General features: G+C 45.6%; 9 protein-coding genes. 8 read left to right on the plus strand and 1 reads right to left on the minus strand.

Annotation, left to right across the window (positions count from 1 at the left end; genetic code table 11):
• Positions 1-80 precede the first annotated feature (80 nt).
• From ACWJAO_RS01685 to ACWJAO_RS01720, 8 genes are all read left to right on the plus strand, one after another.
• On the plus strand, positions 81-1337 hold the full coding sequence (locus ACWJAO_RS01685) for a fimbrillin family protein (RefSeq protein WP_449139043.1): 1257 nt from the start codon (positions 81-83) through the stop codon (positions 1335-1337).
• 42 nt (positions 1338-1379) lie between these two features.
• Positions 1380-1610 (plus strand): glycoside hydrolase family 97 N-terminal domain-containing protein, encoded by a 231-nt coding sequence (locus ACWJAO_RS01690; protein ID WP_449139044.1) that lies wholly within the window; start codon positions 1380-1382, stop codon positions 1608-1610.
• Between the two features lie 35 nt (positions 1611-1645).
• Positions 1646-3508, plus strand: a complete 1863-nt coding sequence (locus ACWJAO_RS01695; RefSeq protein WP_449139045.1) for a leucine-rich repeat domain-containing protein — start codon at positions 1646-1648, stop codon at positions 3506-3508.
• Positions 3509-3577: 69 nt separating this feature from the next.
• Positions 3578-3760 carry a hypothetical protein gene (locus tag ACWJAO_RS01700; protein ID WP_449139046.1) on the plus strand — a complete coding sequence of 61 codons (183 nt, stop codon included), beginning with the start codon at positions 3578-3580 and terminating at the stop codon, positions 3758-3760.
• A gap of 208 nt (positions 3761-3968) precedes the next feature.
• Complete coding sequence (locus ACWJAO_RS01705; protein ID WP_449139071.1) at positions 3969-6047, plus strand: glycoside hydrolase family 97 protein; 2079 nt, start codon at positions 3969-3971, stop codon at positions 6045-6047.
• A gap of 5 nt (positions 6048-6052) precedes the next feature.
• A complete protein-coding gene (locus ACWJAO_RS01710) occupies positions 6053-8251 on the plus strand; it encodes a glycoside hydrolase family 66 protein (protein WP_449139047.1) in 2199 nt (732 codons plus the stop codon).
• A gap of 507 nt (positions 8252-8758) precedes the next feature.
• Entirely contained in the window at positions 8759-9211 is a 453-nt protein-coding gene (locus tag ACWJAO_RS01715) for a DUF6078 family protein (protein ID WP_449139048.1), read from the plus strand.
• Positions 9212-9341: 130 nt separating this feature from the next.
• Positions 9342-11177, plus strand: coding sequence for a VapE domain-containing protein (locus tag ACWJAO_RS01720; RefSeq protein WP_449139049.1), 1836 nt, complete (start codon positions 9342-9344; stop codon positions 11175-11177).
• Positions 11178-11638: 461 nt separating this feature from the next.
• Here ACWJAO_RS01720 and ACWJAO_RS01725 read toward each other — a convergent pair whose 3' ends face one another.
• Positions 11639-12415 (minus strand): ABC transporter ATP-binding protein, encoded by a 777-nt coding sequence (locus ACWJAO_RS01725; protein ID WP_449139050.1) that lies wholly within the window; start codon positions 12413-12415, stop codon positions 11639-11641.
• Positions 12416-12436: the final 21 nt, after the last annotated feature.

Here is a 12436-nt window from a genome sequence, read left to right on the forward strand (position 1 = left end):
CCCCAAACGCACACCGACAAATCTCTTATAGAGATACACCAAAACAAAAACAGAACAATATTAATTTAAAAATACAGATTATGAAAAAGTCATCATTTATGCTTTTTGCAATGGTAGGAGCTATGACCCTTGCCTCTTGCAGCAACGAAGAAGTAAACGGCAACGATACCAAGAACGCCCAGTTGCAGGTCGTTGCCAACATCGCCTTGCCACAGACACGTGCCTTTGACGACCAGTGGAACGCCGGCGACCAAATTGGTGTATACACCCTTAAGGCTGGTACAACCGACATTGATGCCGCCGACAACCTTGCCTACCGCAACACCCTGACAGAAGGCTGGGCGGCAAATGCCAACTTTGAACCTGTAGGAAAGGCTGCCAGCCTGCCCAACGACGGCAGCAAGGTAGACGTTGTGGCTTACTATCCGTACAGCACTACAGCTGCAGCTGGCGTGGTGGAGCTTGATGTGCAGCAGCAGGACAACCAGGCTCTCATAGACCTTCTTGGGGCAAAGACAGCGGGTGTGAGCGCCGATGCGCCACAGGCTGTGCTCAACTTCAAGCATAAGCTTACAAAGATATTTATGAATACCAAAGCCGAGGACGGCTCTTCGCTGGCCGACCTCAAGGCTAACTTAAAGGGTATGTACACCAAGGTGTCGTACAGCGCCTTTGCCGACGAGCTTAGTATGGTGTCTGGCGACACCAAGAAGGATGTGGAGATGCGCTCTTTTGACGGTCACTATGTTGAGGCTATCGTGCTGCCTAACATCGATGGCAACGATGCCGCAACACGCAACATCGAGTTCGAGCACAACGGTAAGGTGTACAAGGCAGCCATCTCTGCCGACGTTAAGTTTGAGTCGGGCAAGAAGTATGTGTACAACGTTACGTTCACAGCTAGCGGTGCTGTTAAGATAGAGGGAGCAGGCATAACCAACTGGGAAGAGGTAACAGGCAACGACGTTGTGGTTGTGCCTGGAAGCGAGGCTCAGTATCATTTCAACGACGTCTACGCCGTTGGCGATGCCACACCTAATGGTTGGAGCATCGATCAGTCGGTTAAGTTTAACAAGGTAGACGACAACACCTACACCGCAACAATCGCCCTTAAGGAAGGCGAGATGAAGTTCCCGCTCAGCATCACCAACGGCTTTGAGTGCGACTATATTATGCCTACCGAGAACGGTGTGGGTCTGTCTCATTCGGCCTGCATGCTCGTTAAGTACCCCGACGAGCGCGACTACAAGTGGAAGGTTTCGGCAGACGAGGCAGGCACTTACACCATTACGCTTGACGTTAAGAACATGACTATGACTGCCACAAAATCGGAGTAAATAAAATAAGACAGATATACAGATATAAAGAGAAGGTTTCTTTTGTTGATATTTTCGTTGTTGGCTGTAGCCACCGGCTTTGCCTTCGACTGCCAATCACCTGGCGGCAAGGTAAAGCAGCATGTGGAGCTTACGCCTTCGGGGCAGCCACAATATAGCTTGACGTACAAGGGTAAGACGGTTATAAAGCCGTCTACCCTTGGCTACGAGCTTATTGCTGCCGACAACCTGATGGACGGATTCAGCGTGCAGACCCAACATAATAAATTGTAGATAATTAAAAAATAAAACTTTAAAAGAATCTTATTATGAAGAAAGTTTTCTTTACTTTGACATTGATGTCCCTGTTTGGTGGACTTAATGCCTTTGCTGATGTTAGGCAAGATGGCGTAGTATACGACGAAATGTCTGATGGTCAATGTATTGTTGTTAATTACGATAATGCCACAATGCCAGCAAACGGAATTGTAACTATCGCCGCGACTGTTGAGATTGAAGGTAAAGATTGTCATGTGACTGGTATTCTTGGTAGTGAGGACTATCCTGCTTATAAAAATAATGGCAGGACCGGTGATGACCGTGCAGCCTTTGCTAATTGCGAGAAAATAAAAGGTCTGAAATTTGCGGACGGCTCAGGTGTTACGTGGATAGGTGACCATGCCTTTAAATCTTGCTCAAATCTAAAGACTATAGAGAATATACCATCCACATTGAACGATATACGGCGTCAGTGTTTTGAGGGTACTGCATTAGAGAGTGTTGATTTGTCGAATACAAACGTAACCATTATGAAGGATGGTGTGTTCGCTAGAAATACTTCTCTGACTACTATAACGCTGCCTCTTAAACTTGAGAATTTTTGGGATTATGCCTTTTATGGTTGCACCGCTCTCAATAATATAGTTATGCCTTCAACTGTTGTGGGGATATACAACAATGTGTTCGAAGGTTGTACCTCTCTGTCTAACGTTAAATTGAATGAGGGTTGCACAACATTGGGACATCATGTGTTTAAGAACTGTCCTTTAACTGCAGTTACATTCCCTAATACATTGAACAGTATTGGTGAGTGGGCGTTTGAGGGTACCAAGTTGACGACGGTTGACTTGTCGAATACACAGATAAAAAGTCTCCCTAATGGCAGTTTCTATAATTGCCAACAGCTTAATGATGTCAAGTTGCCAAAAGATTTGACTTATATAGGTAAAAATGCTTTTTTCAAATCAGCCATTGCTTCTATAACGTTTCCTCCCTTTTTGCAGAAGATTGACGCTTGGGCATTCCAATATTCGCAGTTGACAAATGTTGTAATACCAACAAATTGTAGTACTATTGAGCAGGGAGCGTTTAGTGATAATGCCAACTTAACAACTGTCGTAGTAAATGGTCTTGAGTGCTATTTGGCATATCAAGCATTTTGGAGCTGTCCTAAGTTGACAGATGTTTATATCACTTCTAATAAAGAACCTGTGGCAGGACGTTATGGCTTCCCATTCGACAATTATCCAACAGTGCATGTAGTGCCAAATTATCTTGATACTTTCAAAGGACTGAAAAACGATGAAAATGAGAATCCTTGTAACACCACGAAGTTTGTCTCTGATCTCTCCATTACCCCCGACAAGGAGTGGACAACATTCACCAGTGCATACAATCTCGACTTCTCAGGCGTTAAGGGTTTGACTGCTTATACCGCTAAGTACGACAAGGAAAAAGATGCGGTTGCCCTTACACAGGTAAAGAAAGTACCTGCTCATACTGGTCTTATCCTTAAGTGTGAAGCAGACAATACCTACACATTGCCTATCCTTGCTTCGGATGAAGCCAAATTTGACGCAGTAGACAACCAGCTTATTGGTTGTGTTGATGCTCTTTGGTCTACAGGCCGCAACCAGGACTACTTCTTGTATAATGGCGAATTCGTGAAGTCGAAAAACGATGGTTGGGTACTTCCTGGCAAGAGCTACTTGTTTATTAATGGTGGTCGTGATAATAGTGTAAGCGCGAGCCCATTGCGCTTCTACGTTGGCAACACCTCTACCGCAATCGACGGCATCACCAACAACCCAGTTGTAAAGGATGATGCTTACTACAACCTCCAGGGTGTTAAGGTGCAGCGTCCACAGCACGGTGTGTTCATCCACAACGGCAAGAAGGTTGTGCTTAAGTAATGTGGACCGACAAGGTTCTTGGTGAAAGGTATACATATATACGATATATAATTTAAAATGAAAGAAAATATGAAGAAGACATATCAAACACCGGTTATCACTGTTATCGAAATTGCTGTTGAGAGCCAGATACTCGCCGCAAGCAGCCTTGGCTTCGGCAATGGAGAGATAGACAATCCAGGGGCGGCACATGCTCCAGGAATGAGATACTTCATGGACGACGAGGAGGAAGAATACGACGGTTCCTACTAGAAGTAATCTAATTACACCATCACACCCCAACAGGCTGTGATGGCTACTGCTGTTGCAACATTTTCTTCTTGCGAGGATGAGTTGCCTGCAACTAAGATAGATTAACGTATTTAAATAACCAAACTTGAATAAAGCTATAAAAATGATGAAACATACAATATCCCTCTCCGAGCGAGAAGGACTGTTGAGTATTTTGCTCTTAAGTTTAATGATGATGCTTCCTGCATGGCTTTCTGCTCAAACTGTAAAATCTCCAGATGGCAATCTGAGTGTTACTTTCTCGCTCAATGACAAAGGAACCCCGGTCTATCAGGTGGATTACAAAGGCAAGACTGTCATTAACCCAAGTACGTTGGGCATCGAGTTGGCGGAGGAAAACTCTTTGATGGATAAGTTCCGTATCAATAAGACGACTACTTCCACATTTGATGAAAAATGGCAGCCAGTATGGGGTGAGGAGAAAGAGATTCGTAACCATTATAATGAGCTTTTCGTTGAAATGGAAAAGCCTTCTAATGGTAGATACATGAACCTTCGCTTCCGTGTATATAATGATGGAGTAGGTTTCCGCTATGAGTTCCCACAACAGAAGTTCCTCCCTTATTTCGTAGTGAAGGCAGAGCATACTCAATTTGCTATGACGGGTGACCACAAGGCCTGGTGGATTCCTGGCGACTATGATACGCAGGAGTATGACTACACAGAGTCAAAACTCTCAGAAATCAGAGGCTTGCTTAAAGATGCTGTTTGCAGCAATGCTTCGCAGACCATCTTCTCGCCAACAGGTGTGCAGACTTCCCTTCAGATGAAAACCAAGGACGGCATTTACCTCAATATCCATGAGGCTGCCTTGGTAGATTATTCTTGTATGCACTTGAATCTCGATGATAAGAGCTTGATTTTCGAGTCACAGCTTACTCCTGATGCGCAGGGCAACATGGCGCACATGCAGACACCATGCCATACGCCTTGGCGTACCATCATGGTCGTGGATGATGCTCGCAAGGTGTTGGCTTCTCGTTTGATTCTCAACCTCAACGAACCTTGTAAATATACTGATACCTCATGGATTAAGCCTGTGAAGTACATCGGTGTTTGGTGGGAGATGATTGGTGGTGGCAAACAATGGTCATACACCAACGACCTTCCTTCTGTGAAGTTGGGAGAGACTGATTATTCTAAGGTGAAACCTCATGGTCAGCATCCTGCCAATACAGAGAACGTGAAGAAGTACATCGACTTTGCAGCGAAGAATGGCTTCTCTCAGGTGCTTGTGGAAGGTTGGAACATCGGTTGGGAAGACTGGTTTGGTCATAGCAAGGACTATGTGTTCGACTTCCAGACTCCTTATCCAGACTTCGACCTCAAAGGACTTAACGATTATGCTCATTCCAAGGGCATCCGTCTGATGATGCACCATGAGACTTCGGCTTCAGTTCGTAATTACGAGCGCCATCTTGAGGCAGCATACAACTTGATGAACAAATATGGATACAATTCTGTAAAGAGCGGATATGTAGGTAACATCATTCCTCGTGGCGAGCATCACTATGGTCAGTGGCTCAACAATCACTATCTTTATTGCGTAACCGAGGCTGCCAAGCACCACATTATGGTGAATGCTCACGAGGCAACACGTCCTACAGGTCTTTGTCGCACTTATCCTAACTTGATAGGAAATGAGTCGGCTCGTGGTACTGAGTATGAGTCTTTCGCAGGCAACAAGGCATTCCACACCACAGTATTGCCATTTACTCGTTTGCAGGGTGGTCCAATGGATTATACTCCTGGCATCTTGGAGGGTGACATGAACAAGATTGACCCTAATAAGCATCATCATATCAACTCTACATTGGCTCGCCAATTGGCTTTATACGTGACTATGTACAGTCCTCTCCAGATGGCAGCAGACATTCCTGAGAATTACGAGAAGTATGCAGATGCTTTCCAATTCATCAAGGATGTGGCTATCGACTGGGATGAGAGCCGTTACTTGGAGGCTGAGCCTGGTCAGTATATTACAGTTGCTCGTAAGGCTAAGGGCACAGGTAATTGGTTTGTTGGTTGTACTGTAGGTGAGACGGCTCACCTTTCCAACTTGAAACTTGATTTCCTTACCCCAGGCAAGAAGTATGTGGCAACCATCTATGCCGATGGCAAGGATGCAAGTTATAAGGCTAACCAACAGTCATACGTCATTACGAAGCGTGTGGTTACAAATAAATCTGTACTCAAGTTGAAGGCTGGTGCAGGTGGTGGTTATGCCATCAGTATTTTTGAGAAATAATGATGATGAGAAAGTTTATTCTCTTGCGTTTGGGTTGCAAGTATGGCTTTTCTTTGGCTCTGCCATTCGTCTTTGCGATGATGAGCCATGCTGCAACCATCTCTTCACAACTGTCGGTGGAGATGACAACCGACAAGGCTTGTTATACTCCAGGACAGGTTGTGGTGTTCAGTGCAAGTGGCAGTCTGCCAAGCAATGCCTATGTGCGCTACCGCCATGGTGCTATGGTGTTGGAGACGCATAAGTTGTCGGATGTCATGAGCAACAACCGATGGACATGGACTCCACCTACTACCGACTACCAAGGTTATCTCGTGGAATTGTTTGCCAAGTCGAATGGGACGGAGGTCGTGTTGGGAACAATAGCTGTTGATGTGTCAAGCAACTGGAAGCGTTTCCCACGTTATGGTTTTGTGGCGAATTTCAACAACTATGATGGTAGCATAGACAAGAACGCCAACATCAAGACTGAGATGGCTTATCTCAACCGTCTCCATATCAATGGTGTGCAGTTTCAGGATTGGCAGTGGATGCACCACAAGCCCGTGAAGTTGAATGCTGATGGTTCTCTCACCTCATGGTATCAAGATATCAGTAAACGTTGGGTCGGTGTGGAGTATGTCAAGAATTACATTGCCGAGCAGCATTCGTATAACATGAAGTCCATCTTCTACAACCTTTGCTTTGGTGCATGGAAGAATGCTACCAATGATGGGGTCAAGACCGAGTGGGCTTTGCTGAAGAATAACGCTGGCAATTATGAGCAAGACTATCATGGTTTGCCAGATTCTTGGGCAAGCAACATTTACTTGCAGGTGCCAAGCAATCAAGGGTGGTTGCAGTATATGGTTGAACGTAATGAGGAGGTGTATGACAACTTTGGCTTTGATGGCTTCCAGATAGACCAGTTGGGCTACCGTGGTACCGTGTATGATGCCAATCGCCATGAGGTAGATTTGCCTTCTTCTTATGAGTCTTTCATCCAAGCCATGAAGCAGGCGCATCCCGATAAGTCTTTGGTGATGAATGCTGTCTCAGGCTATGGGGCTGAGCAAATTGTCAGGAATGATATAGACTTCTGTTATAATGAGGTTTGGGGCAATGGCAATGGATATGGTGGCGCATCGGAGGACCAGTTTGCCAATCTCTTTGGTATCATCCAAACTAATGATAAGTATAGCGACCATCAGCATCCGACTGTCTTTGCGGCTTACATCAATTATGATAAAGCAGACAATGGGGGCTCTGGAGATAGGATGGTCAATACGCCAGGAGTCTTGCTTGCCGATGCGGCGATGTTTGCCCTTGGCGGTTCTCATCTTGAGATGGGCGACCACATGTTGACTCGTGAGTATTTCCCCGCAGCACCTTTGGCGATGAGCGATGAGTTGAAGACGGCACTTGTCAGATACTACGACTTCCAGACTGCTTATCAGAACTTGTTGCGTGGTACGACCTCTAAGTCTGCTTATCTGCCTATCATCAGTTCGACTTCAGGACTGACCGTGCAAGCTTGGCCTCCTAAGGAGTACTCGCTGACAACATTCGCCAAGAAGGTAGGTAAGTGTGATGTGTTGCATTTTCTCAACTTCCTCAATACCAACGACCTCTCATGGCGTGACCTTTGGGGTACTCGTGTGAAACCTGAGAAGAAGACCAATATTCCTGTGACGGTGAAATCTACGAGGAAAGTCTCCAAGGTATGGGTGGCAACTCCTGATAGTCATGCAGGGGCGGTGCAGGAACTTCCTTTTACCCAAAACGGCTATGATGTTTCTTTCACGCTTCCTTCATTGGAATACTGGACAATGGCTGTGATGGAAGGTGAGAATGTGGAGGATGGCATCTATATCACGGGAGAGGCTGTGCAACAAGCAGGCAATGCTGCCTACGACTTGGACCATGCAATAGCGATGAACCGAGACGAGGATGGAAAGGTCTTCAAGGCAACCGTCTATCTGAAGGCAAATGAACTATTCAAGTTTGTCAATGCTCCTGACTGGAGAGTCTGCAAGAGTTACAATGCGGAGTATCAAGACTACGAGTTTAACTCTGCGGTCTCTTTGGCGCATCTTTCCACATCAATAAGAAAAGAAGAAGATTATAAGTTTAAGGTAAAAGAAGCAGGATATTATGACATCACCATAGACTTGGATCAGATGCGTATTTATGTGAAGAAAGGTAAGAAGGTTGTTTTCAAGTAATGCCGACAATAAGTGGAAGATTGACGAGGCTGGTAAGTATGATGTGAAGTTGAATACTGCCGATATGACAATCTCTATCGTGAAGAATGTACCATCAAGCATTTCCTCTTTTTATCCCTCACATCCCTCACGTTTTCTCTTTTTTAATCTTTAACCATTTGATAATGAGGTGTTTGCCTCATCTGTGTAGCGTGATAGATAGCCGAAATGTTTACAAAATCCATCACGCTATCTATCACTTATTGCCTTTATCCATCACGTTTTTCAGCTTATCTTCTTGCTGAAAGCGGTTTTTTTATGCACGTGATTCGGGACAAAGATGAAAGTTTTCGGGACAAAGCTTGCATCTGGCTTTAAAATTTTGTATCTTTGTAGCAACCAAGTTACATGGGGCTGTTGCTTATACCACAGCTGCCCTGTGTTTCTTTGCGGAGAGTTGACAACACAGATTCCACAATGGCTTTAACCACTGCGAAACCTAATGTTTAATTTTAAATTTATTCTTTCATGAAATTAAATCTTAATGATCCTGAGTTTATCAAAAGTCTGGTAGATTATCATTGGATGTACTGCTTCAATGCCGATTGTCCTCGGGCAGCAGAATGCATCCGATTCATCTCGGCTAAGTTCAAACCCGATGATGTTACTGCCGGAAATGCTGTTTATCCCGATGCTAACCTCCATGCATCATGCTCCCATTTCATGCGTGTGCACCAGTTCAAGGCAGCATGGGGATTTTCTCATCTCTACGACCAGGTAAAACATGCCGAAATGCAGACCATCAAGTACCGCATCATGGATGTTCTGGGGAACCGTACTTCCTATTATCGTGTGCATCGGGGAGAGAAACATCTTACGCCGGAAATGCAGGAGCAGGTGAAGAAGGTCTTTGCTGAATATGGTTATGGGGAACCTGCCTATGATCATTATGCAGAAGAAATCGGATTCGTTTACGAGTAAAGCAGAATCCCTTGCCGATGTATCGAAAGCGGGAATGCGACGTATCGGTTTGGTTCACAGGGTGAAACAAACTGTTTCATGGCATGAAATAAAGTGTTTCATCATAATATAAACTTTTAAATGACAGACAATGAAATTTACTATCACACATAGAGATAAAAAGAACCAGCTCCTGGTCAGTACCAAGAGCTTGGAACGCTTTCTGGGGCGCATCGTAAACGATGATGCCAGGAATACCGTGGAGAACTTCCGTGAATATGTACCTTATCTCACGAATGGTTATGATGGGTATAAGGATATGCCAACCTGGATGCATGTTCACCCTGCAGCAGAATTTCAGAAATCGGAGAATGGACTCCTGAAGATGAAGAAAAACAACGGCGTTCTGCTGCTTACGTTTGTTGATATTGATGAGGATGGAGGCGCAGATGCCATCAAGCAGAAAGTAGCCAGTCTGCCTTCCACCCTTGCAGCCTTTGTGGGAGCCGATGGCATCAGTCTGCATGTTCTGGCGAAATATGCGCTGGCAAAGGGGACGTTACCTGATGAGGAGGCCGATGCTGACAGAATTTACAAGCAGGCTTTCCTGACCTTTGCTCCGCTTTATCAGGCGCTTGTAAAGGCAAAGATGCAGATGCCCGAGCCTTCTATCTTTTCTGATTTCCTGATGACAAGAGATTCTTTTCCTTATTATCGTGAAGATGCGTTGCCCCTGACGTTGAATGAGGTCTTTCATGGCGCAGACAAACCTGTGGAGAGCGTTGATGAGAGGGAGGTTGATAAGTCTTCCGGAGATGTGGATAAAGAAGGTAAAGAGTTGAGCGACAATATCATGAGTATGATAGGATTTCTGTGTAAGAAATATGATTTCCGTTATAATTCGGTAATGAAATGCACAGAATACCGGCCGAAGGAAAAGGATTATTGGGGCTATCAGCCTGTGGATGCCCGTGTGCAGAAGCGCATGACGCTGGAGGTTCAGCTCGCCAACATCCGTGTGAGTATCAAGGATGTGCGCAATTATCTGGAGTCGGATCTTCTTTCTACCTATAATCCTGTAGAAAATTTCCTGTTTAATTGTGAGGGAAAGTGGGACGGCAAGGATCATATCCGTGCCTTGGCGCGCACGGTTCCTACTGATAATCCTTATTGGGAGGATTGGTTCTATACCTGGTTTCTGGCGATGGTTGACCAGTGGCGCACTTACAGTCATCGCAAATACGGCAACTCTGTGGCACCACTTCTCATCTCCAAGCAGGGTTACAACAAGAGTACTTTCTGCCGGTCTCTGGTTCCGCCGGAGTTGCAATGGGGGTATAATGATAATCTCGTATTGTCAGAAAAAAGGCAGGTGCTTCAGGCGATGTGCCAGTCGCTGGTTATCAACCTGGATGAGTTTAACCAGATTTCTCCTCAGGTGCAGCAGGGATTTCTGAAGAACATCATCCAGTTGCCGAGTGTCAAGATAAAGCCTCCGTATGGCAGTCATGTACAGGAATTCCCGAGAATGGCATCTTTTATTGCCACGAGCAATATGGAGGATATTCTCTCCGATCCTTCCGGTAATCGCCGTTTTCTGGGTGTGGAGCTCACGGGACCTATCAACGTGAGTCAGCGTCCGAATTATGAACAGCTCTATGCGCAGGCGCTCTCTGCATTACGGGCAGGCGAGAAGACTTATTTTGATGCGGAACAAACCCGACAGATCATGGCGAACAACAGGAAGTTTGAGGTACTTTCTCCGGTAGACCAGTATTTCGATCTCTATTTCGACCTGACCGATGATGCCGAACAAGGCGAATATCTTACGGCAGCCGAGATTTTCCAGGAGCTGAAGAGTCACATCGGTTCATCGTTGAAGTTGAACAGTCTCATAGCCTTCGGTCGCAAGCTTTCTCAGATGCCAACCATCCATCGCAAGCGTTTCAACGACGGAATGCGATACCTAGTAGTGAGAAAATCGTGATGGATAACCCCAAATCGTGATGGATAGCGTGATGGATATTCCTGTTTTCGGAGTATCTGTCACGCTATTTAAGTGTTTGTATATTAACATGTTAAGATATGCGATATGTGCAAATCGTGATGGGTGATAGATAATTGTCTAAAATTTATTCGTATGAAGGCTGCGCTGGGTTACGGATATGGCTGCATCAGGTTACGGATATGGCTGCGCTGGGTTACGGATGTGGCTGCATCGGGTTACGGATATGACTGCGTAGGCTAACGGAGCCGTATCCGTAGGCTCATCGAGACGTCTGCATCAGCTAACTGAGACGTCTGAACTCGCTGATTGAGCTACTTGAGTTGTCTGATAGAGCTACTTGAGTTGGCAAACTGAGCTACTTGAGTTAGCAAACTGAGCCACTTGAGAATTTTTCTTTATGTGCTTGCGTGCAACCATAGAATAAAATCAATTACGAAAACTCATTTGATTTCGATGCGGAGGGAGGCCTTGTTGAATCGGATGCCGTCACGATTGATGAATCTGGATAAGGAACCATCGGCAGCCAGTTCTTTAGGAGTGCCGATAGAGAAACGGCTTTCTTCCATCAGCCAGAGACGGTCGGAAAGCTGGAGCGCCAACTCTACATCATGGGTTGACAGTAATATGGACTTGTGCTGTTCGTGCGCCAGACGGTGGAGCATCTGGAGAGTTTCTATCTTGCTGGGGAAATCGAGGAAGGCGGTTGGCTCGTCCAGGATGATGATGCGGGTTTGCTGCGCCAAGGCTTTGGCTATCATTACCTTCTGACGTTCACCATCGCTCAGTTCGCTGATGTTTCTCTGGGCAAGATGCTGAATGCCCGTTTCCTGAAGAGCAGAAGCAACAATCTGCTTGTCGGCAGCTGATAATGTGCCCCAGAAACCGGTATAGGGAGAACGGCCTATGCCTACAATCTCTTCGGCAGAGAGCTGGGCATGGTCTGTCTTCGATGTGAGAACGATGCTGATTTCCCTGGCGAGTTCCTGGGCAGAGAAATCGGAAAGAGATTTGTCTTGAATCAGGATTTCGCCATCAAGTGCTGGCTGAAATCCGGCTAAAGTTCTAAGTAAGGTAGATTTGCCCACTCCGTTGGCTCCGATGAGACAGGTCAGTTCACCAGCTTGGAGCGAGGCATGAACAGGTGAGGCTATCGCCCGGAGCTGGTGCTTCGAACGATAGCCTATAATCAGATTCTTTAATGTAATGCTTGATACCATCTAAAGAATATTTTCACCTAG

This window comes from Segatella sp. (assembly GCF_977051555.1).

What these genes read in the sequence shown, in the direction of transcription:
- ACWJAO_RS01685 (WP_449139043.1), top strand. Translation starts at nt 81, where the DNA reads ATGAAAAAGTCATCATTTATGCTTTTTGCAATGGTAGGAGCTATGACC.
- ACWJAO_RS01695 (WP_449139045.1), top strand. Translation starts at nt 1,646, where the DNA reads ATGAAGAAAGTTTTCTTTACTTTGACATTGATGTCCCTGTTTGGTGGA.
- ACWJAO_RS01700 (WP_449139046.1), top strand. Translation starts at nt 3,578, where the DNA reads ATGAAGAAGACATATCAAACACCGGTTATCACTGTTATCGAAATTGCT.
- ACWJAO_RS01705 (WP_449139071.1), top strand. Translation starts at nt 3,969, where the DNA reads ATGATGATGCTTCCTGCATGGCTTTCTGCTCAAACTGTAAAATCTCCA.
- ACWJAO_RS01710 (WP_449139047.1), top strand. Translation starts at nt 6,053, where the DNA reads ATGAGAAAGTTTATTCTCTTGCGTTTGGGTTGCAAGTATGGCTTTTCT.
- ACWJAO_RS01715 (WP_449139048.1), top strand. Translation starts at nt 8,759, where the DNA reads ATGAAATTAAATCTTAATGATCCTGAGTTTATCAAAAGTCTGGTAGAT.
- ACWJAO_RS01720 (WP_449139049.1), top strand. Translation starts at nt 9,342, where the DNA reads ATGAAATTTACTATCACACATAGAGATAAAAAGAACCAGCTCCTGGTC.
- ACWJAO_RS01725 (WP_449139050.1), bottom strand. Translation starts at nt 12,415, where the DNA reads ATGGTATCAAGCATTACATTAAAGAATCTGATTATAGGCTATCGTTCG.